General features: G+C 60.6%; 15 protein-coding genes. 8 read left to right on the top strand and 7 right to left on the bottom strand.

Annotated elements, in window-relative coordinates; all coding sequences use genetic code 11:
* Nucleotides 1-39: 39 nt before the first annotated feature.
* Entirely contained in the window at nt 40-1452 is a 1413-nt protein-coding gene (locus tag IPI01_15395; protein ID MBK7259153.1) for an alpha/beta fold hydrolase, read from the top strand.
* A 23-nt stretch (nt 1453-1475) separates the two neighbouring features.
* Here the strand turns inward: IPI01_15395 and IPI01_15390 are convergent, their stop codons facing one another.
* Both IPI01_15390 and IPI01_15385 read right to left on the bottom strand, forming a co-directional pair.
* Entirely contained in the window at nt 1476-2501 is a 1026-nt protein-coding gene (locus IPI01_15390) for a PP2C family protein-serine/threonine phosphatase (protein MBK7259152.1), read from the bottom strand.
* 67 nt (nt 2502-2568) lie between these two features.
* Nucleotides 2569-4170, bottom strand: a complete 1602-nt coding sequence (locus tag IPI01_15385; protein ID MBK7259151.1) for a dipeptidase — start codon at nt 4168-4170, stop codon at nt 2569-2571.
* 1070 nt (nt 4171-5240) lie between these two features.
* Here IPI01_15385 and IPI01_15380 point away from each other — a divergent pair.
* From IPI01_15380 to IPI01_15365, 4 genes are all read left to right on the top strand, one after another.
* Nucleotides 5241-5444 (top strand): hypothetical protein, encoded by a 204-nt coding sequence (locus tag IPI01_15380; protein MBK7259150.1) that lies wholly within the window; start codon nt 5241-5243, stop codon nt 5442-5444.
* 144 nt (nt 5445-5588) lie between these two features.
* Nucleotides 5589-6086 (top strand): rubrerythrin family protein, encoded by a 498-nt coding sequence (locus tag IPI01_15375; protein ID MBK7259149.1) that lies wholly within the window; start codon nt 5589-5591, stop codon nt 6084-6086.
* Between the two features lie 333 nt (nt 6087-6419).
* Nucleotides 6420-6845 (top strand): hypothetical protein, encoded by a 426-nt coding sequence (locus tag IPI01_15370; protein ID MBK7259148.1) that lies wholly within the window; start codon nt 6420-6422, stop codon nt 6843-6845.
* 82 nt (nt 6846-6927) lie between these two features.
* Complete coding sequence (locus IPI01_15365) at nt 6928-9138, top strand: S9 family peptidase (GenBank protein ID MBK7259147.1); 2211 nt, start codon at nt 6928-6930, stop codon at nt 9136-9138.
* Between the two features lie 65 nt (nt 9139-9203).
* Here IPI01_15365 and IPI01_15360 read toward each other — a convergent pair whose 3' ends face one another.
* Nucleotides 9204-10196, bottom strand: coding sequence for a class II fructose-1,6-bisphosphate aldolase (locus IPI01_15360; GenBank protein MBK7259146.1), 993 nt, complete (start codon nt 10194-10196; stop codon nt 9204-9206).
* A 276-nt stretch (nt 10197-10472) separates the two neighbouring features.
* On the opposite strand from IPI01_15360, the gene IPI01_15355 reads away from it, so the two are divergent.
* Nucleotides 10473-13424, top strand: a complete 2952-nt coding sequence (locus IPI01_15355; protein ID MBK7259145.1) for a PAS domain-containing protein — start codon at nt 10473-10475, stop codon at nt 13422-13424.
* Nucleotides 13425-13435: 11 nt separating this feature from the next.
* On the opposite strand, the gene IPI01_15350 is transcribed toward IPI01_15355, so the two are convergent.
* Together IPI01_15350 and IPI01_15345 are read right to left on the bottom strand one after the other, a co-directional pair.
* Entirely contained in the window at nt 13436-14938 is a 1503-nt protein-coding gene (locus tag IPI01_15350; GenBank protein ID MBK7259144.1) for a T9SS type A sorting domain-containing protein, read from the bottom strand.
* A gap of 114 nt (nt 14939-15052) precedes the next feature.
* Nucleotides 15053-15475 (bottom strand): YjbQ family protein, encoded by a 423-nt coding sequence (locus tag IPI01_15345; protein MBK7259143.1) that lies wholly within the window; start codon nt 15473-15475, stop codon nt 15053-15055.
* Between the two features lie 91 nt (nt 15476-15566).
* Between IPI01_15345 and IPI01_15340 the strand changes: the two genes are divergently transcribed.
* The gene (locus IPI01_15340) at nt 15567-17030 is read left to right on the top strand and encodes a transglutaminase domain-containing protein (GenBank protein MBK7259142.1); all 1464 of its coding nucleotides are present in this window, start codon (nt 15567-15569) and stop codon (nt 17028-17030) included.
* 21 nt (nt 17031-17051) lie between these two features.
* On the opposite strand, the gene IPI01_15335 is transcribed toward IPI01_15340, so the two are convergent.
* Complete coding sequence (locus IPI01_15335) at nt 17052-18431, bottom strand: L-serine ammonia-lyase (GenBank protein ID MBK7259141.1); 1380 nt, start codon at nt 18429-18431, stop codon at nt 17052-17054.
* Nucleotides 18432-18460: 29 nt separating this feature from the next.
* A complete protein-coding gene (locus IPI01_15330) occupies nt 18461-20551 on the bottom strand; it encodes a M3 family metallopeptidase (protein MBK7259140.1) in 2091 nt (696 codons plus the stop codon).
* A 223-nt stretch (nt 20552-20774) separates the two neighbouring features.
* Between IPI01_15330 and IPI01_15325 the strand changes: the two genes are divergently transcribed.
* Nucleotides 20775-22940 (top strand): carbohydrate binding family 9 domain-containing protein, encoded by a 2166-nt coding sequence (locus tag IPI01_15325; GenBank protein ID MBK7259139.1) that lies wholly within the window; start codon nt 20775-20777, stop codon nt 22938-22940.
* Nucleotides 22941-22991 lie beyond the last annotated feature (51 nt).

Below are 22991 nucleotides of genomic sequence, written 5' to 3'. Positions count from 1 at the left end.
CACCGTCATCCGCCGTGCACTCAGAAATGAAGGTTCCCGATGAAACGCACATATCCACTTCTCCTGCTTGCAGCATTCCTGGTCGTCCTGTCGGGCGTGCTCACGACTGTCAACGCGCAACCACATCCCGAGGGGCGATGGGAAGGGTCGATCAAGCTGCCCGGTCTCGATCTCGGCATTGTTGTGCAATTCGAGCGCCGGGCTGATTCACTGCACGGGTCGATCGACATCCCCATGCAGATGGCAAAGGGGCTGCCTCTCCAGGATGTAGGGAGCACAGGAACCATGGTGCACTTTGCGTTGAAGGCCGGTCCCGGACTCGCCAATTTCGCCGGCACGCTGGCGGGTGATTCGATCACCGGCATTTTCACGCAGGCCAACGTACGATGTCCCTTTGTACTCCGACGGGCTGCACCTCCGGCCGCGGCTGCAGCCCCGACGTATCATAGTGAAGAGGTCACGATCCAGTCAGGCGGGGTGTCGCTTGCCGGGACGCTGACGCGACCGGACGGTGCCGGCCCGTTCCCGGCCGTTGTCCTTCTTACCGGGAGCGGGGCGCAGAACCGGGATGAGGAGATCTTCGGGTTTGCACCATTCAAGATACTTGCGGACAGTTTGACGCTTGCAGGATTTGCCGTTTTGCGGTGCGATGACCGTGGGATCGGAGGTTCGACGGGTGACTATGCCGGGGCGACCACCGACTCGTTCGCATCGGACGCGCGCGCGCAGGTGGCGTACCTTGCGGCCCGCAAGGAGATCCGGAAGGATGCCATAGGCGTTCTCGGGCACAGTGAGGGTGCTGTCGCGGCGGTGATGCTGTGCGCAGCACACCACGACGTAGCATTCGCCGTGTTGCTTGCCGGTCCTGCGGTATCCGGTGGAGACATCATTCTGGGGCAGGTGGAACGTCTTGCGCGTGCAGGTGGGGCCAGCGATTCCGCGGTCGCCGCCGCGCTCGTGTCGCAACAACAGGTCTATGCGGCGGTGAGGGCAGACACCGGATGGGGAGGCGTGCGGACCATGCTTCTGGAGAATATGCGCCAGAGCGCCGCCACCCTGAGTCCGGAGCAGCGCGCTTCAGCGGGGATCAACGACTCCGTGCTTGCCGCCCGGGTTGATGTGCAATTAGCGGCGGTGCAGTCGACATGGTTCCGTCGGTTCGTCATGTACGACCCGGCCCGGGACATCGCGGCGATCACGTGTCCGGTCCTTGCGCTGTTCGGTTCGTTGGATATGCAGGTTCCGCCTGACCAGAACCGGCCGGCCCTTGAATCCGTCGTCGCGTCGGCCAGGAAAGCGAACATCACGATACGGACGATCCCCGGCGCGAACCATTTGTTCCAGGAGGCGAAGACCGGTGCCCCGACCGAATATGCGACGCTGCCGAAGGCGTTCATTGCGGGACTTCCCTCGGTCATCAGCACGTGGATGTCGCGCATCGCATTGCACTGACCGGAGGGCCGTGATCGGCCCCGTCAGGCCCTGTGCCGCACCACGATGACGGTCGTGTCATCAGCAGGCGGGGCATGCAGCGTGTGTGTGTGCACCGCGGCGAGGAGGTCTTTGATCAACGTTTGTGCCGGGGTGTGGCGGTTGATCACGAGAAAGTCCCGAAGCCGTTCCTCTCCGAACATCCTTTCCTGATGGGCGCCTGCTTCGGTGATGCCGTCCGTGTACATCACGATCGCATCTCCCACGGCGAGTCGTACCGTCTTCGTCTCAAACGTCGCACTTTCCATCAGTCCTATCGCCGCTCCCGTCGGCATCAACGGTTCCGGAGCGGCATCCCGGTCGGCGCGCAGAATGAACGGCGGATTGTGCCCGGCGTTCGCATAGCGGAGCGTACCGCTGGCCGGGTCGAGTTCAGCGACGACGAGGGTCACGAACTTCGTCAGATTGATATTGTGGCAGAAGATCGCGTTGATGCGCGTCAGCACGTCGGACGGCGAATTGCTCTCGGGCGTCAGGATGCGCAGCGATGCCTGCAGGCTCGCCATGAGCATGCTGGCAGGCATCCCTTTGCCCATGACATCCGCGATGATCAGGGCATGGTGGCCATTCCCGAAGCGGGCGAAGTCGAAATAGTCACCACCCACGATCGATGCTGGCCGTGAGAACGCCGCCACCTCCCATCCGGGCAATTCCGGCACGGAGTGAGGAAGGAGGGCTTTCTGGACCTTCTGTGAGAGTTCGAGTTCGGCCTCCAGGTTGGACCGCTCCTTGCCGCTCAAGTGCTCGAGGCACACGGAATTCGTGTAGTCTGTTTCGATCCAGTGCTGTTCTACGAACTCATTGCACACCGTGCAGCGGCCGAGTTCGCCCTCGTCGGCCCGGGCGATCGCCGCATCGAGGACGCCAAGATGATCTCCGACGGCGGTCAGGGGGGCGGGGCCCAGGCGTGTTGCCTTTTCTTCCGGTGATGCGGCCCCGATCCAGCTCAGCAGGGCGTCTTTTCTGCGTTTTAACGCCTGCGAAAACACGTTGAAAGTCCCGGTTTCCATCTTCCCTCCGTCCCTTGGTGTCCTTCTTTCTACGTTCTACGAGCGCCCGGGATGCAGTTGCGCATCACTACTTGGACACCTGTGTGAAGACCCGGAGGGCGTTCCCTCCGAGGATCTTGTGAACATCGGAGATGCTGTAGCCCTTCCGGAGGAGCGCAGCGGTCAGGTTCGGAAGGCGCGCCACATCTTCGAGTCCGACAGGAACGGTCTCGATCCCATCGAAGTCCGATCCTATCGCCACATAGTCCACCCCCACGCGCTTCGTAATGTAGTCGATATGCCGGACCACGGAGTCGATCGTCGCGCGGCCCGTGGATGAGAGGAAGCTCGGGTAGAACACCACCCCGATCACGCCCCCGCGTGCAGCAATGCTGTCGATCTGTTCGTCCGAGAGATTCCGATAGTGGTTATACAGGGCACGTGCGCCGGCGTGCGTATCGATGATCGGGTTCTTTGTGATCGCAAGGATGTCCTTGATGGTCTTGATGCCGGTATGGGCCACATCGATGAGCATCCCGAGTGAATCCATGGTCCGGATCACCTGTTGGCCGAACGAGTTCAAGCCGACCGTTGACGACCGGGTATCCTGTGCCGAGACCGCCCAGCCGATACTGTTGTTCCAGGTGATGGTCATGTAGCGCGCGCCGAGATCGTAGTACTCGCGCAGCTTTGTAAGGTCGTACCGGATCGCGTGGCCCCCCTCGATGGCAAGGACACCGGCAAGTTTTCCCTGCGCCGCAGCGGCGAGAAGGTCGGCGGTGGAACGGGCCTGGATCATCGCACCGTTGCTGCGTGCGACCTGGGCATTGAAGGTATCCGCCATGGCCAGCGTGAAGGCGTAGTACGGATGCGCGGCAGAATCGCGCCAGTCGGTCCAGAGAGCGAACATCTGCGCATCCACGCCTCCCTCTTTGAACCGGGGAATATCCGACTGCTCGGTGGTATGGCGGATGCCGATCTGATAGCCGAGCACCGCTTTCTCCATCACATCATTGTGGAGATCGAACACGAACGCACGTTCGTGGACGGTCTCGAGTTTCGTGTCGACGAGTGCGTCTCCCTGCACCGACAGGTGTGTCGTGTCCGGCATGTAGAGGAACTTCGTCGTGATGATCGTCAGCGCAAGCGGCCCGGCTTTGGCCGGGCTGCGAGTCGTGCCTGTCCGCCCGGAAGTGAGCACCTCGCCCAATCCGCCCCGTCCATGTCCATCGAGCTGTACCATCCTGCGTGTCAGGCGCATCTCGCCCAGGGCCACCGTATAGAAGAGCATGCCTGCCGCGCCGCTGGCGGTCCAGCGTACCGAGTGGCTACCGGCATCGAGCGTATACGTCCGTTCATCGAGGCGTTGGCCGATCGTGTTGTGGACGGCGATCGTCACGTTCCCGGGAGACGGCGTCGTGAAAGGTATGCTCGTTGAAGGGTTGAACGGGTTGGGGTAGTTCTGGTCCAGCGCGAAGGTGCCGGGGAGAGCACCTTCCGCTCCCACCGATGTGGTCTGCAGGGAAAAATTCCAGAGGCCGACGGCGTTGCTCACCACCGTGAACCGCTCCGCGGGTTGGGCGTCGTTGATGATCTCGATCGTTGCGGAATCGAGGGGGTGAGCGATGACAGATGGCGGACGGATCCGGACAGGTTCACGCTTCCTGCCGGGGCGGAGGACATGGCGCAAAGGCAGAGGAGAAGAAGAGCGGTAACGAAACGGGCCATTGGGCCTCCTGGTGCGTGAACAATGGGGCGGTCCCCGCGGGGGAGGGAGCGGGCGGGGGGGACGGTTCAGTATAGTGATCATTCCGCCGCCGTGCAAGCAGGTCCCGGCATAGCGTATCAGTTTCGGTTGCTGTTGTGGTTGAGTCCTTATCTGTTTGGCATTTAGAGTTTTTAAGCTTTTAACAGACTTAAGGACTCCCGTGGGTCAAAAAGCTTCGTCATTGCCCCTATTGTGGGCAGATCGAGTAAGGCTAATGGTCATTGTTGATCCGTCAGATGGATGTTGTCCAAGAGCGCCTCCTCTCCGTGCAGCGATTTTTTGTCTGTCGTGTTCCAAGAGCTTCCTGAGGCCGGTGTCCGCCATCGTTCTACAGTGTGCGTTCATGCGCGATGTCGCACGACGCCACATCGAAGGCGGTTACCGGGTCATCGCACGTGTGTGTTGACCGGTCGAAGATCTTCCGACAAGCCTTCAGAGATGGTTGCCTCCGTCGCCTTGCGAGCCAAGAGGCTCTGGAGTGAGCCGGGAGTTTGCCCCGGTGGTCGTATCTGGTCGTCGACGAGAAGTGTTTTGTTTGTCGCGGGGGGCGATCGTTCACTGGCGTCCTGTGTGGGAGTGCTCGGTGAGCGAGGCAGTGAAGTTCCTGGAGGAAGTGTGGCACTGGGTTTCCTTGCGGCATCACAGCGATTTGGATACATCGCTGACCTTGGCCATCGGACACGTCTATGCAGAAAAGCGCATCAATACTGCATAAAAACCCTTGGGCGTGGTGGAGAAGATCTTGGCTATCACACCCAAAGCAACAACGCGGCACTCTGAGAAGGGCTCTACTTGGTAAGGTCCGGGATTTTCTGAAGCATGGCAGAAGACCTCGTAGCGGTCTTTAACTGCGAAGGTGCAGACTCATCTTTGCGCACGCAACCAGAGTAGGCGTTGGATCTGTTGGCAGTTAGAGACAATCCAGAAGCGCAAGTGGAAGCGTCGTTTCAACCCACTGATCCGTGCTTACCTGTGACTGCAGGACCAACAACATGGCGGAGACGTTCAACCGTCAAGGAAACGAGGATCAAGATGAAGTTCAACATGAGAAGGAGCTTCTCGTATCTAACCTTCTGGTGGCGTACTCGACTCAAACCCTACGGACTGTCGAGGCAAAGAAAACACTTAACGGAAAATCGTACACAGCAGGGGTTACTCCATCTCAGGACTGGGTTAAGGCCACCCTCAAAAACTGACCAAAATCAGCAACCGTAGATTGGACGCTTCCGGTCCCGGATGCTTGCGTCTATGGAAAAACCTCGTATCTTTTCACCATATCCTTACCTGTTCCTTCCCACCATTCCATTCAACCGTGTTCATTCACAGTGAAAGGCAGCACTATGCCCACGACCCTCGATAACCTGAAAGAAGCGTTTGCCGGCGAGAGCCAGGCATTCCAGAAGTACACGGCATTCGCCAAGAAGGCGGAAGCCGACGGATTCCCGAACATCGCGAAGCTGTTCCGACTCACCGCGGAAGCGGAGAAGATCCATGCCGCGGGGCATCTTGCGGCCATGGACGGTGTGGGGGCCACGGCGGACAACCTGAAGGCCGCGATCGAAGGCGAGACCCACGAATTCACGAACATGTATCCGCCGATGGTGCAGCAGGCCGACAAGGACGGGCACAAGGCGAAGCGGATGTTCGCGTGGGCAGTGGAAGCGGAAGCGGTGCATGCGAAGCTGTACACACAGGCGCTTGATGCGGCGAAGACCGGCAAAGACCTCGGGACGACGGAATTCTATCTCTGCCCGACGTGCGGCTACATCGAATTCGGCAAAGCTCCCGAGAAGTGTCCGGTGTGCGGGGCATTGGGCTCGAAGTTCGTGAAGGGGTAAGGGCCGGGCGCGTCCGATGTGCGGGGGCGGTGCCGCTTGCGGTATCGCCCTCTTTTGTTGTGCGGCAGGGCGACCGGGGAGTGCCCCGTCTCGGTTTTTGGGGGGCGACCGGGGAGTGCCCCGTCTCGGTTTCTCCAAATTCTTCGATCGGCTCCATACAGATCGATGACTGTCAGCCGTCCACGGAGTGGAGAAACCTCGCCGGGGCAACTCCCCGGCCGCCTCCACCAGATCGCTGACCTCTTTTCACTCTGAATTTTCACTCTTCGCCGTATGCCCCAACGTTCTTGACTCCACCGGCAGAGTCATGTATATTTGACCATGACTTCTTTCATGAAGATGGCTCTGGTCGTGATGGTCCTGGGTTATGTCGCGCAGGCCTCCGCCCAATCTCAGGATCGCGACACGACGCACACCGTGCGCATCCAGCTCCTGGAGCCGGGCCTCGATCCCGGAGGTGCGACGTTCTCCATCCCGCCCCATCTCGCCGCGCCACCTGCGTTCTCTTCCCCGGGCTTCTTCCTTGATGGCGTGCCAGGCAGAACCGATGGCGGTATTCCCGGCCGCGGGTTCGAGGTGAAGCAGGACCTTCTTGCGCCGCTGCGTGCGCAATGGGCGCGGGAAGCCAAAACGCAGACGTTTCGTACCATCATGGGATCCTTGCAGTTCGGCGGTGCGCTCTTCATGGCGGCGCGTCAATTGACAGGCGCGGGCATCATGACGGCGAAACCCCGCCCGGTGCGTTCTCAAAAAAAGTGATGCTGTCCGCATCCCGTAGCCGCATCGTCTCTCCCTGACACGCCAGGTACCACTCATCCGATCATCACATCGAGCACGATCCATGTTCAACCGCCGCGTTCTTCTCCTTGGCCTGGTCATTGCCAGCCTCTCCATCACAGCACAAACACAGATCCCCGACACTCTTACTGTCGAGTGGCTGTATTCCGCGGCCTCCGGGCGTCCGGTGAGCACGCCGCCGTACCAATGGTTGGAAGATGGGCGCCTTGTGGTGTACGAACGCGGCGAGGGTGCAACCCCGGGGGCGATGTACGCGATGACGGTTGAACGTGGAGACCGCATCCGTCTTGTCGACCTCCCCGCGGCGCGCACATCATTGCAGAAGTTCCTTGGTGACGCTACACCGGGCGCACTACCATTCCCGGAAGTTCTTGATGGGAAGGGGCGGCGTGCTTTGTACATCTTCGGAGGCGACATCTTCGTGCTGGACCTTGCGAAGGCCGCATTCACGCGCGTTACGCAGACCCCGGGAGAGGAGAAATGCATCTCCTTCTCGCCGGACGGTTCAACGATCGGATTTGTGCGGGACAACGATCTGTACGCATACGCCATCGGTGCGGGAACGGAGCAGCGCTTGACGGCCGACGGCTCCGCTACGACGCTCAACGGGACGCTTTCCTGGGTATACTGGGAAGAGATCTTCGGGCGGCATGATGCGGGCTACTGGTGGTCACCCGATTCGCGGAGCATTGCCTATTTCCAATTCGACGAATCCCGGGTGAGCGTGCAACACTATGTGGATGTGAAGCCGTGGACCCCGAAGGTCATCCGCCAGGCATATCCGAAGGTCGGCGAGCCGAATCCCGCTGTCCGCGTTGGCGTGGTCGGCCTTGCTGATGCGGCAACCCGTTGGATCGATCTCGCTCCGTTCCCGAGTGAATATATCGTCCGGGTCGGTTGGCTCTCGGACGGTCAGCGGCTCAGCATCCAGACGTTGAACCGTCTGCAGACCCGGCGCGAGTTGTTGCTGGCGGATGCAACGACGGGAGTGGCGCAGCAGCTCATGGTGGAAACGGATTCCACATGGGTGGGGATCGTTGATGGCCTGACGTTCCTGAAAGATGGTTCGGGATACCTCTGGCCGTCGGAGAGGGATGGGTATCAGCACCTGTACATGTATTCGATGAAGGGAGAAGTGGTCCGGCAGATCACCCGCGGGACGTGGGCACTCCGCGAGGCGGGGGGTGTTGCCTGGGTGCAGGGTGGCATGGTCTTCGCTGATCAGGCGCGGGCGAGCGTCTACTTCACTGCGCTGGAGAAGTCCGCGCTCGAGCGCCATCTCTATTGCATCGGGTTCGACGGCAAGGGGATGAAGCGGCTGACGACGGGCGATGGCTCGCACAGTGTCACATTCAGTCCGGATGGACGGTACTTCGTCGACCGGTATTCGTCGATCGATCGTACGCCGTCCGTCTCCGTGCACGAGCGGGACGGTGGGTTGGTCCGGGTGATCCATGCCGGCAAGAAGCTCTCCGAGCTGTCCGCCGGCCTCGGTGCGCCCGAGTTCCTCTCCATTCCTGCGCGTGACGGATTTGCGCTTCCTGCGCAGATACTCCGTCCGAGGGTGATGGTGCCCGGGAAGAAATACCCCGTGATCATCAATGTCTATGGTGGCCCATCGGCGCCGACCGTCGTGAACGGGTGGCAGCGTGAGATCTTCTGGGAGAATCTGCTCACGCAGCAGGGGTACATCGTCATGCACATGGACAACCGGGCGGCGACGGGGATCAGCAAGAAGCTTGAGGCTTCGATCTTCCAGCGACTCGTCGGGCCGGTGGAGTTGAACGACATGGTGGACGCGGTGCGGTGGATCAAGCAGTTGCCTGACGTGGACTCTGCCCGCATCGGTGTCTGGGGGTGGAGTGGTGGCGGGTCGAACACCTTGCTGGGTATGAGCCGGTCCACCGAGTTCAAGGCGGGTATTGCCGTGGCGGGTGTGACGGACTTCCGGTTCTACGACAGCAGGTTCGCGGAGCAGTACATGCGGACCGAGAAGGAGAACCTTGCCGGGTTCCGGGAGAACTCCCTGCTGCAGTATGCGAAGGATCTGCACGGGCGTCTGATGCTGGTGCACGGGACCTATGACGACAACGTGCACATTCAGAACACGTGGGCGTTCGTCAACGAACTCATCAAGGCCAACAAGCAATTTGATCTGATGGTGTATCCGATGCGGATGCACGGCATCAGCGACCGCCCGGCGCGGATCCATTTGTACACGGCGATGCTGGAATTCTGGAAGCGGTGGCTCTGAGTGGAAACGAAAGAACCGCGGCCCGGAGGCCGCGGTTCTTGTGTGAAGCGGGTGTCGTGTGTCGATCAGGCGCGGTTGGCGCTGCCCAGCACGTTGATGATCTTATGCTTGTACAGGGCTTTGAGCGCATCGCGTGCCGGTCCGAGGTACTTGCGCGGATCGAACTCAGCCGGCGACTCCGTGAAGACCTTGCGGATCGCGGCGGTCATGGCGAGGCGGCCATCGGAATCGATGTTCACCTTGCACACGGCCGAAGCTGCAGCGCGGCGAAGCTGGTCTTCGGGGATGCCGACGGCATCATTCAGTTTGCCGCCGTTGCCATTGATCAGCTTCACGAGGTCCGGCGGCACGGACGATGCGCCGTGGAGGACGATCGGGAAGCCGGGGATGCGGCGCTCGACCTCTTCGAGGATGTCGAACCGGAGCGGCGGCGGCACGAGGACACCGTCCGCGTTGCGGGTGCACTGCGCAGGTTTGAATTTGGTCGCGCCGTGGGAGGTGCCGATCGAGATGGCCAGCGAATCCACGCCGGTCTTCTTCACGAAGTCTTCGACCTCTTCCGGACGGGTGTAGTGGGTGACTTCGCTGGAGACCTCATCCTCGATGCCGGCGAGGACGCCGAGTTCACCCTCGACGGACACGTCGTACTTATGGGCGTATTCCACGACCTGCCGGGTGATCTCCACGTTCTTATCGTACGGATGGTGGGAGCCGTCGATCATGACGGATGAGAACCCCGACTCGACGCAGGACTTGCACAGTTCGAGCGTATCGCCGTGGTCCAGATGGAGGACGATCGGGATGGCATAGCCCAGTTCATTGGCGTAGTCAACAGCGCCCTTGGCCAGATGTTTGAGGAGGGTCTGGTTGGCATACTTGCGGGCGCCGCTGGACACCTGGAGGAGGACCGGGGACTTGGTCTCCACGCAGGCGCCGATGATGGCCTGAAGCTGCTCGAGGTTGTTGAAATTGAACGCCGGAATGGCATATCCGCCCTTCACGGCCTTCTGGAAGAGCTCTTTGGAGTTGACAAGCCCAAGTTCTTTGTAATGAGTCATATTCCGGACAGCCTTCGTAGTTGTGGTTGGGTATTCCATAAGATGGATGTTTTTTCCCCTCAAATCAAGCCCTCGGGCCCACCCCGCCTTTGACCCCGCAAAACCTGCAAATTTGACTTCTTGGAGGGGATTACCTATGTTGCCACACGTATCGTGACTGTTGATCCGGTCCCGCAGCATTTCGTACTTCCGGATGGGCACCGGAGTGGGTGAAGCACGCAGTCTGCACAGGGAATTCACACCCTTGTACGCGCCACTCAGCGGACACAAGGTCTCATGACGAACACTCCCAATGGCGCCCAACAGTCCACTCCCGGGCCCTCCAATCCTTCCGTACGCTTCTCTTCTATAACACCGATCATAACGTTTGTGATCCTCGTTATCGGGATCATTCTTGCATCATTGCTGATCTACCAACAAGAGCAGCGGGCGATGCTCCGTGAGACCGAGGACCGTCTTTCCGCGGTCAGCCGGCTGCAGGCCACCAGGCTGTCGGTATGGCGTCGCGAGCGCTTGACGGATGCATCGGTCCTTGCATCCGAGCGCACCTTAGGGCGGGCGGCAGCGGAGCTTGTGCGCCACCCCGGGGACAGGGAGCGGCTGGAGAGCATCCGTCATGCTCTCGATGTGATGAAGCGGGGGTACGGATACTATAGCGTTCAGCTTCTGGATGACAGTGCCCGGGTATGGGCCCATGCCAGCGGCGACCGCCCGGTGGTTGGCCTCCGCATGCCGTTGCTTCTGAGAGACGTCCGTGACCATGGGAAGCCGCTCTTCACCGATTTCCACAGTGATTCCGCCCGGGTGCCCGTCACCCATCTTGACGTTCTCGCTCCGCTGGACCTCACCGGTATCAACGACATTCCGCCCCTGTATCTGTTGTTACGGGTCGATCCCACCGCATTTCTGTTCCCGTTCCTTGAGGCTGTGGACTCATCCAGGACCACCCCGGTGTGTGAGTTCGTGCGATCGGATGACAACTCTGTTGTTGCCTTCTCTGCTGCCTCCGATGCAGAGCATCAGGGGGGGTGGCAGGCGTTCCCGGCGGACAGGGTGGTGCTGCCAGAGGTGCGGGCGGCGCGGGGTGAACGGGGTTTTTTCATGGCGACCGACCATCACGGGAGGAGGGTGTATGCATACGCCACCGATGTTGCCGATATGCCGTGGTCGGTGATCGCGCTGCTCCCTGAAGATGTGATCAGGAATCCGCTGCGCGTCCGCGCGGAGACGATGGGGTTCTTCATCACGCTTTTTACGCTCGCGAGTGCGTTCGCCATTCTCTTTCTCTGGAGGCGGGATCTCAAGGCGAGCCGCCGCCGGGAGACGGAATCCCGCGTGTTGCTGGTCGAGAGCCGCGATCTGTACCGCCAGCTCTATGAAGGCATGTACCAGGGTGTGATCTATGTGGATGATAGCGGCGACGTCATCGATGCGAATCCGTCGGCGATCCGCATCCTGCGTCTGCCTGCCACCACGGCGAAGCGTTTCAGTTTGCGGGGAGTGTTCCACGCTGTTGTCCATGAGGATGGGACCCCCGTTCCGCCGGATCAGATGCCCTCGGTCGTCGTCGCCCACACCCGCAGGCCGGTGATGGATCTGACATTCGGGGTGCAACGGACAGAGGGTTCGCCCATCATCTGGTTGATCGGGAGCGCCTTCCCGTTGATGCATGAAGGCGAGGTGCAGCCCGGCCATACGCTCATGGTCTTCGAAGACATCACGGACCGGCGCGCGGTGATCGAACGGCTGCGTGAGAGCGAGTCGCTGAACAGGAACCTGGTCGAGCATCTGCCGGTGCGCATCTTCATCAAGGACAGGGACTCGCGCTACCGTTCCTGCAATGCGGCATTCGCGCACGACCTGGGGATCCTGCCGGATGAGATCGTCGGGAGATCGGACCTTGATCTTTTCCCGCGTCAGCTTGCGGAGGAGTACCAGGCAGGAGACCGCATCGTCTTCGAAGAGAACCGGGCCATTGACGTGCAGGAAGAGTATCAGCTCCCCGGCCGGTCGCGATGGATCCGGGTGATCAAGGTGCCCTACCGGGACCCGCATGGCAACGTCACGGGACTTCTTGGCATGTTCGAGGACATCACCGACCGTCGGCTTGCCGAGGAGATCAGGAGTTCGCGGTTGCGGTTGACCGATTTTGCCCGCGACCATACGACGGAAGAGCTCCTGCGTGAGACGCTGGATGAGGTCGGGACCCTGACGGGGAGTCCGATCGGATTCTATCATTTCCTGGAACCGGATCAGAAGACGCTGACGCTGCAAACGTGGAGCACGCGGACACTCAAGGAGTTCTGTCATGCCGAGGGGAAGGGCACGCACTATGCCCTGGATGAGGCCGGGGTGTGGATCGATTGCGTCAGGGAGCGGCGGCCGGTGATCCACAACGACTACATGGCGTTACCTCACCGGAAGGGGCTCCCGCCGGGCCATGCGCATGTGCAGAGGGAATTGGCGGTTCCGATCTTCCGCGGCAACCTCATCGTGGCGATCCTGGGGATCGGGAACAAGGCGACGGACTACACGCAGCAGGACATCGACACGGTGGTGCAATTCGCCGACATGGCGTGGGATGTCGCGGAAGTGAAGCGGGCGGAGGACCGGTTGAAGTCGTCGCTGCGCGAGAAGGAAGTGTTGTTGAAGGAGGTCCACCATCGCGTCAAGAATAACCTGCAGGTCATTTCGAGCCTGCTCAACCTGCAGTCGGCGCGCATCGCCGACCCCACGATTCGTGCGGCATTCTTTGCCAGTCAAACGCGCGTCCGCTCGATGGCGCTGATCCATGAAAAGCTGTACCGATCGGAGATGCTGGCCGGGATCGACTTCGGGGACTATCTGCGGACCGTCACCAATGACCTCGTCCGTTCCTACAGTATCACGACCGTGACGGTGGACATGGAAACGGACGAGGTCCATCTGCCCGTCGATACGGCGATCCCGTGCGGGCTCATTGTGAACGAGCTCATCTCGAACGCATTGAAGCATGCCTTCCCGGCGGGAGCGGAAGGGAAGCTGTACGTGAAAGCGCGCCGTCTCTCGTCCGCGGAAGTGGAATTGATCGTCGAGGATACCGGGTGCGGCATGCCGCCGGGCACGGATCCCAGGTCCCTGACGTCGATGGGCATGACCCTTGTCATGTCGCTCACCGAACAGATCGGGGGGACCTTCAGTCTGACGGTCCCCCACGGTACCCGCATTGCCATCCGCTTTCCCGGCTGACCTGGAGAAGGTCAGCGCACGAGGAGCATCTTGACCGTGGACGTGAAGCCCGTCCCGGTGCCATCCATGTCCTGCACCGTCAGCCTGCAGAAGTACACCCCGCTTGCTACCGGGCGGCCGCCGTCGTCATCCCCACGCCATTCTTCGACCCAGTTCCCTGCATCGCGGACGTCCTTTGCGATGGTGCGGACCGTTCTTCCGAGGTGGTCGAAGACCTGCAGCGTGACAAAGCCCGGGTGAGCGAGCGAGACGCGAATGGATGTGGATGGGTTGAATGGATTGGGATAGTTCTGTGCGAGGGCATTGACCACCGGGACACCGGCTTCCTTCACGGACGTCGGATTGAAACTGATGCCATGAGGGCCGAAGACCGGGATCACCAGAGCGTGGCAGACGCGGCAGTCGCGCATCGGTGCGGCGGTTCCCTGCAAACGTATGCTCTGGAGATTGTCGTTCGCCTCACGAGAGGGAAGGATCGCATGCGGGCTTCCGTGGCACACCGAGCAGAAGAGTTTGCCATGTCCGCGTGACTCTCTGAACATCTTGCCTGCTTCTTCCGAGAAGCTGCTGCCGTGGCAGCTGGAGTCGCCGCACGAAGGTTCGTCCAGCCACGGCCTGCGTCCGTTCGTCAACGAAGTGACCAGGGTGGCCATGGTTCCGTGGCAATCCTGGCAGATCATCGGCTTGACAGGGTTGGTGGACATCACATCGCGCAGGCACTGTGTCGTCGGGCCGGGATGGCATTTGTAACATGCCGCGATGGACGTTGCGGTGCCGACGCGGTTCTTATGCTTGTTGTGCACCGCCATGGAGAGCGACATCACGCTCCCGTTGCCGGGAAGTCCTGCGCCGGCGGAGGCGTGACACTTGCCGCACAACACGGGACCGGTCTTGCTGAACCCGGTCACCGACTCGTGGTCATTGAGGACATCCGCTTCAGAGCTGTGGCACCCCGACTGTGCGCAGCCGACCTCGTTGCTCACGGGGATGACGATATCGGTGGTCGCCAGCACTTCTCCTGATGCGGGATCCTTCGCAACGAGGTGAGCGAGCTGGTAGGGGGCGAGCTTCGTGGTGTTGGAATCCGCATACGGCATCACGGGGATGCCCGTAGCGACGAAGCTGTTCCCGGTCGTATCCATGAAGCCAGCAAGCCCTTTGCCGGACAGGCCAACATTGGCGGGGAGGTCCTGGGCAAGTCCGAACAGCGTCTTTGCGTAGGTCCAGAAATTGGTCTTGGTGATGGAGGTCGTGTTGTTTGGAATGGAATACTCGACCGTGAATCCGGTCGTGACCGCCTGGGGGAGGCCATCGGGTAGTCGATGGATCAGCTGTGCCCGGAGGGTATTTCCCGGGGGCATCAACGCCATCTTGGAAAAGTCTTTATTGATGCAATGCATGCCTGACTCGCTCCAGCCGATCAGGACGTAGTCCTGCGCATAGGCGGAGGGAAGAAGAAGCAGTAACAGTGCAGCGATGGGATAGAGACGCCGGGGTAACGAAGGGCGGTTCATGGGTCCTCCTGTGATAACAGATGAGAGAATACATGACCGCCGGGATCAGGGGGTGGTCGGCGGACCTGTTGAGTTATTATACAGTCTCGCCAAACCAATAGCAAGGATATCGGGTCATTCTCCCATTATTGTGGCTACGATGTGTCTGCCGCGTGCGTCGTCGCGGTGTTCGCCGAGGTAAACCCCCTGCCAGATCCCCAGATTCAGCCTTCCACCGGTGACCGGTATCGTAAGAGAGCATCCCAGAACGGAGGACTTGAGATGTCCGGGCATATCGTCGGGACCTTCCGCTTCGTGGAGGTAGTGTGGTGCATTGTCGGGCATCAAGCGGCGGAGGTGCTCTTCCATATCCTTGCGCACATCGGGGTCCGCGTTCTCATTGATCGTCAACGATGCGGATGTGTGTTGGATGAAGAGATGAAGGAGTCCGACGTGGATCCCGGCAAGTTCAGGAAGTGCAGCGAGGATCTCGCCGGTGATGAGATGAAAACCGCGTGCACGGCTTCTGAGTGTGAAGGTCTTCTGGATCCAGGGCATGGCAGGCCTCGTTGGTTGACCGGCGCGGGGTGCCGGGAGTGTATCCGAATATCTCTGTCCGCGTGTGGATTGTCAAGGGTGATATTCACCCATGAAACGTCGTTCCATTGATTATGTGTTGAAAAAGCCGGAACATGCGAGCAGCATTCCGCGCGTCACGCGCCCACTATCCTCCTCAACCTTCACGTTCCCGGCGGCATCCATGAAACGGACATCGTTCGCATCGAAAACTTTCGGATCCCTGGCCCTTCTCTTCATCATTCTCAATGTCTATGTCTTCCTCGATCGTGAGTGGGAGTCGTCCTTCTCTCCGACGAGCTACGCAACGTTGTACTATCCATCGGATGTGCCCACCATCAAGTCATGGACGGTGGTGGACCGTGACAGGCTCCAGTTGCATCTGTCGCTTGCCCGCGAGGTGAAGGAGTGGAAGGTCACGACGAACGGCGGGAAGCCGCAGTCTGCCTTCGGGAGCGATCCCGAATTCCTGATCGACACCACGTTCAGCGTCCTGAATACCTACCGCCTCGAACCCATTCCTGAAGGGATCTGCCCGCCGCTCGAAGTCTCCGCACGATTCTACTCGAAAGAGTTCTATGGCTCGCTGGGGATGAAGCATAACGACGTGTATGTCGTGCGGTCGAATGTTCCATGTGGTGAGTTCGAACAGTTCTCGGTCGCGGACTGGGTGGACGACTATGCGTATGTGGGGAAGGAGGGGTTGGATTCGACCGCCGCCATACTTGCGCATGAGGTCGGGATCCTGGACAGCGAACCGACGTTCACAAAGATGGAGAAGGTGTCCCGGTACCTGCGCATCAAGTTGCAGAATGCCCGTGGCGTTCCGAAGGATGATGAGCGCTGGATGAATCCCTGGATGCTCTACAATGACATGGCCTATGGCACGGGGAAGGGATGGTGCACGCAGCACGCGCAGTTGTATGTCTACTGGGCGAACCGTGCCGGCATCCCCACGCGATTCGTCTTCGGAGCGCGCACGCAGGACAACACGATCGTGTACACCGGCCACGCGTTCGCGGAGTCATGGATCAAGGAGCAGAACCGGTGGGCGTTCGTGGACCTCTCCCATGCACAGATCTACATCAGGGACCGGCAGGGCCGGGTGCTGAATACGGCGGAGTTGTTCCAGTTGAACCAATTCGGTGCGTGGGACAGCACCTCGACGCGCGTGTACATGGATTGGGAATGGACGGCCCGGTTGAACCTGCCGTATACCGATACTGTCGTGACCCTGCCCTTCTCCCAGTGCAATGCCGAAGTGCGGAGTGAATTCACTTCGCACTCCGTCTTCACGTACCGCCGTCCGCCGAATGTGGAGGATGTGCGGAATATCTATACGGGGTTCTACCGGGACAAGACCTTCCTGCTGGCCAATCTGGAGCGGTATCTCTTCCGTCCGCAGCTTGCGTACTCGCTGTATCCCACGCAAGGGAAGGAGACCTATCGTTTGCGGCAGGGGTTGTTCTTCGGATTGGTAGGATCGCTCGTTCTGTGGCTTGTCTTCCGCTGGCGGTCGCGCCGGAAGGTTGCCTAGGTTCCGGCAGCCGGGCGGCGGTCAGCACTCCACCACGTTGACCGCCAGTCCGCCGAGCGAGGTCTCTTTGTAGGTGCTTTTCATATCGAGGCCTGTCTGTCGCATCGTGGCGATGACCGTATCGAGTGACACGATATGCTTGCCATCGCCACGCAAGGCAAGTCGGGAAGCGTTCACCGCCTTCACTGCACCCATCGCGTTGCGTTCGATGCATGGCACCTGCACGAGTCCCCCCACCGGATCGCAGGTGAGACCGAGGTTGTGCTCCATCCCGATCTCCGCTGCCTCTTCGATCTGCGGGTTGGATCCACCGAGAGCGGCGGTCAGGCCCGCGGCCGCCATGGAACAGGCCACCCCCACTTCTCCCTGGCACCCCACTTCAGCTCCCGAGATCGAAGCGTTCGTCTTGTAGAGCATCGCGATCGCCCCGGCGGTCAGAAGGAATTTCACGACCCCATCCTCGCTGGGGTTCGAACAGAATCGCTGGTAGTAGTGAAGGACTGCCGGGATGATGCCGGCCGCGCCGTTCGTGGGCGCGGTCACGACACGTCCACCTGCAGCATTCTCCTCGTTGACCGCGAACGCGTACAGGTTCACCCAGTCCAGAATGCTGAGCACATCGCGAAGCGTGCGTTCGGGATTGTTCACGAGTTCGCGGTAGATCTGTGGTGCCCGGCGTTCGACGCCGAGTCCGCCCGGGAGATGGCCGTTCGCCCGGATCCCCCGCTCCACACACGCCTGCATCACTTCCCAGATCCTCAGGAGTCCGTTCCGTATCTCCGCTTCGGTCCGCCAGGTCTTCTCGTTCTCGAGGATCAGGTCCGGAATGCTCAGCATGTGGTTGTCGCATTGCCGCAGCAACGCCGCGGCGGTGCTGAAGTGGAACCGTGCGGGGGCACGTTCGCCGCCGACCGGGCGCACGCCTTCGGAGGTTTCCACCGCGAGGAATCCGCCGCCGGTGGAGTAGTAGACTGCCCGGTCGATCTCCGTATGGTCCGGCCCGTATGCAGTGAACCGCATCCCGTTGGAGTGGTAGGAGAGCGTGTCGGCCAGCCGGAACACAATGTCATCGTCGGGATGGAAGCCGATATCATGGACCCCCAGCACGCGCAGCCGGCCGTTGATGCGTATCTCTTCGACCATGTTCTCGACCGCATCGGGATCGACCTCATCGGGGAGTTCGCCGCAGAGGCCGAGGACGAGGGCCCGCAGCGTGCCGTGCCCCGGGCCGGTGCGCGCGAGCGAGCCGAACAGTTCGACACGGACGGATGTGGTCGGGGCGAGCAGGCTCCGTTCGTTGAGCTGTTGCGCGAACAGGCGTGCAGCGCGCATCGGGCCGACGACGTGAGAGCTCGATGGCCCGATGCCGATACTATAGATATCGAAGATACTGAGGTCCATGCCGTGCGTCCCGATGGATCGAGCGTTGCTTACTGGAGTCCGCGCTTTCGCAGGAGCGGCGTGGTATCCGGCTTCTTCCCGCGGAACCGTTCATAGAGGACCATCGGATCGGCGGTGCCGCCCTGTTCCAGGATGTTCTTTCTGAACGCATCAGCGGTCTTCTTGTCGAAGAGTCCCCTCTCCTTGAAGGCCTCGAACGCGTCGGCATCGAGCACTTCGGCCCAGATGTAGCTGTAGTATCCGGCACTGTAGCCACTGGTGAAGATATGCGCAAAGTACGGGCTGCGATACCGGGGAAGGACCTCGGGGATCAGGGCCAGCCGTGTGAAGGTGGCGTTCTCAAATGCCGTGGCATCCACGGACGTGGTGTCCGTCAGGGTATGCCAGTCCAGGTCCAGGATCGAGGCGGCAAGATACTCGACGGTGGCGAAGCCCTGGTTGAAGGTTCCGCTCTTCTCGATCTTCCGTATCAGGTCTTCGGGGATGGGGGCGTCGGTCTGATAGTGGCGTGCGTAGGACCGCAGGACGTCGGGGTGCATCGCCCAGTTTTCCATGACCTGGGAAGGGAGTTCGATCCCGTCGCGGGGCAGACTCAGGTTCTCATAGGGCCGGCGGGAGAGGAGGCCGAAGAGAGCGTGGCCGAATTCATGGAAGAGCGTTTCGACCTCCTCGAGGCTCAGGAGGGCGGGTTTGCCTTCCGAGGGGCCGGTGAAGTTGCCCACGTTGTAGACGATGGGGGTATGGACGGTGTCGCCCTCCACGCTGTACGAACGGAACGAGCTCATCCACGCACCGGGCCGTTTGCCATTGCGGAGGAAGTAATCCGTGTAGATGATCCCGAGGTGTGAGCCGTCGGCTTCTTTCACCTCGAACACCGCCACGTCGTCCGCATACCGCTGGATGTCCTTCCGTTCGATGAATTGCAGTCCGTAGAGGCGTGAGGCCACCTCGAACGCACCGCGGCGCACATTCTCCATTTTGAAATACGGCCGCAACTGTTCCTCATCCAGATCGAACTCCGCCTTCTTGATCTTTTCGGCATAGTACCACCAGTCCCATGAAGCGAGAGGGAAGTCCTTTCCCCCGGCGCGGATCATGGCCTGCATTGCATCGCGTTCTTTTGTGGCACGGGCGAGGGCAGGCTTCCAGAGTGTGGAGAGGAAGTCATACACCGCACCCGGGGTCTTCGCCATGTTCTCTTCGAGGACATACTCCGCGTGGGTCTTGTATCCGAGGAGTTGGGCACGTGCGGCGCGCAGTGCTGCGATACGGGCGAGGATCACCTTGTTGTCGGTGGCATTATTGTTGTCGCCCCTGTTGCAGTACGCCTTGTACAGCTTCTCGCGTAGTGCCCGGTTCGTTGCGTACTGCAGGAAAGGGATCCAGCTCGGCTTCTGCAGTGTAAACGCCCACTTCCCGGATTGGCCCGCCTTTTCGGCCACGGTGGCCGCCGCGGCGATCACTGCCGGCGGAAGGCCGTCCAGATCTTCCTTCCTGTCGACGATCATCCGGTAACCGTTGGTCTCCTTGAGCAGGTTCTGATTGAACTTCAGGGAGAGCATCGACAGTTCGTCGTTCAGCGCACGGAGGGACTTCTTCGCTTCCGGGTTGAGGCTCGCGCCGTTGCGCACAAAATTCTTGTACGTGTTGTCCAGCAACATCGTCTGAGCAGGAGTGAGCTTCAGTTCTGCACGCCGGTCATAGACCGCCTTCACGCGCAGGAAGAGCTGTTCGTCCAGTGCGATGTCGTTCCGATGGGTGGTGAGCATCGGTGTTGTGATGTTGGCGATGCTGTCCAGTTGATCCGTGGTGATCGCTCCGCGCAGTGCACCGAAGACGCCGGTCACCCTGCCGAGCAAGGCACCGCTCCGGTCGTACGCCACGATCGTATTCTCGAAGGTCGGCACGGAGCGGACCAGCGAGATCGCGCGGATCTCCGCCTTCTGTTCCGCCATGCCCTGTTGGATCGCGGGAAGGAAGTGTTCGGGCTTGATCCTGTCGAACGGGGGCGTTTCGAACGGCGTGCCGTACGGTGCGAGGAACGGGTTCGTGTCGGTCCCTGCGATGGCGATGACCGGCAGGAGACAGGCAAGGAGAAGTGTGGCAGGCATATGGTGCATAGGGGGCTCCGATGATGGATCGTGTTCCGCATCAACACATACTCGTGCAATATACGGCAAATTTTCGACATCCTCATGGTGCGCAGTGTTTGCCGGGCCGTTCCCATTTGCCCCGCTGTATGGCGACCTGCCGCTGCCCCGTGAGCCTCCGTCGCATCGGAATTGAGGGTTGTCGGGGGGATCCGTATGTTGCATCACCGCACATCACACAACCGGAATATCTATGCGACGGATCCCGTCTGTTTTCGTTCTTCTCGTTTGTGCCGCCACTGCCGGAGCCATCACCCGTGAGCCGTTGCACCCGACGCGCATAGGGGTTGCGCCGCCGGCCATCGATGGGGTCCTGAGCGATCCCGCCTGGCAAGGCGCCGCGCAAGTAGATGTGTTCCGCACGTATACACCTGACTTTGGCAGAGAGGTGCCCCAGCGCACCAGGACCCTGATGGCGTATGACGCCGAGCATCTGTATTTCGCCTTCCGCTGTGATGATGACCGGCCGGACCTCATCAAGGCGGCGGTCACGGGGCGCGACAACATCCGTCCCGACGACTGGATCTGCATCAATCTGGACTCCTTCAACGATCAGCAATCGTTGTACGCGTTCTATGTGAACCCCCATGGCATCCAGATGGACAGCCGGTATGCAGCGAACCAGGAGGACTTCAGTGTCGATCTGCTCTGGGAGAGCGGCGGCACCATCGATTCGTCGGGGTACAGCATCGAGGTGGCACTGCCGCTGAAGAGCCTGCGCTTTGCCGGTTCGGATTCCGTGACCATGTCCGTGTATTTCGAACGGAGGATCAGCAGGACCTCGGAGCAGGTCGCGCACCCTCCGATGGACCCGGCGAAGGGCTTTGCGCTGGTCACCCAGACCGCTCCCATGATCTATCGCGGCCTGGAGCAACCGACGCTGCTGGAGTTCATCCCGGCATTCACATTCAGCCAGCGCTCGCAGAATGTCAACGGGACGTTCGGAGTGAAGGAGCGGATGAGCGACCTTTCGTTGACGGGCAAGTACGGCATCACCACGGACCTCATCCTCGATGCCACATACAATCCGGACTTCAGTCAGATCGAGGCCGATGCGGGTCAGGTGGACGTGAACCTCCGCTTCGGGCTGTTCTTCCCGGAGAAGCGTCCGTTCTTCCTCGAGGGGAGCGAGATCTATACGCTTGCGGCAACAGCCATCTCCGATCTGGACCCCGTCCAGTCGGTCGTGCACACCCGCACCATCGTCGATCCGTTGGCCGGAGTGAAACTCTCCGGAAAGTTGTCCGCGAAGAGCACCCTTGCGGTGTTGTATGCGCTGGATGAGATCGACCCTGCGGAGACGGCCCTTCACGGCAACTACGCGTCCGTACCCGTGATCCGTTTCAAGCAGGCCCTGCAGGGTGACAGCTATCTTGGTGGGTTGTATGCGGCGCGGGAGACGAATGCCGAGCACAGCCGGCTGTTCGGGATCGATGGGATGCAGCGGGTGACGGAGGGGAGCATGCTCGAGATGCACGCTCTGGGGTCGGACACCCGGGATCCGCACCGGCCCGGGATCGCGAGGGGTCATGCGTTGGGGCTCCGCTACGCGTATGGGACACGCGATCTGGACCTCGGGTTCGCGGTCAAGGATATCGCGGAAGGGTTCAGCGCGGATATCGGCTATATCACACGGACGGGCGTGAGGATGTACTCAGGCCTCGTCCGGCCGCGCTGGTATCCGGAGTCATCCATCATCCAGCGTGTCGACTTTCAGGTCTTCTCGGTGCAGACGCATGACCGTGCTTCGTCGCTCTGGGAGACGAACAATGCGATCTCTGCCCAGGTTGCGTGGGGAGGGACGCTGCAGACCTACATACAGTACTCGATCGCCAATGAGGTCTTTGCCGGTCAGCGCTTCAGAACGGACGGATTCCTGATCTATATCGGTGGACAATGGACGCGAAAGCTCTCGGGGAATGTGATGTACGCGGACGGCAAGGGCATCTACTATGCGGCGGATCCGTTCGGGGGGAGGGGGCGAAGGGTGACGGGGCAGGTGATCTATCAGCCGACCGACAACATCGAAGCGCGGGCATCGATGACCTTCAGCGACTTCGTCAGCGACAGGGATGGGAGCCGGGTGTACGAGTATCCCATTGCCCGGGGGCGGCTGACCTATCAGGTGAACCGCTATCTGTTCTTCAGGGGTGTCGTGGAGTACAACCGGTACCGGCGGCAGCTCCTGACGGACTTCCTGGCGTCGTTCACGTACGTACCCGGCACGGTTGTCCATTTCGGGTACGGATCGTTGTACGAGAAACAGGAATGGCGGCAGGACCGCTTTGTGGAGAGTCCGGCGTTCCATGAGATGCAGCGTGGCCTCTTCTTTAAGATGTCCTATCTGTGGAGGGTGTAGAGGGAGTTTCCTTTTGCGTTCCGGCGGCGGACTGAGTATCTTCCTCACAGG

The sequence above is a fragment of the Ignavibacteriota bacterium genome (assembly GCA_016707525.1).
GTDB lineage: Bacteria > Bacteroidota > Ignavibacteria > UBA10030 > UBA6906 > JAGDMK01.
Note: the sequence above shows the minus strand (reverse complement) of the source record. Positions and strands in the feature narration are given on the sequence as shown.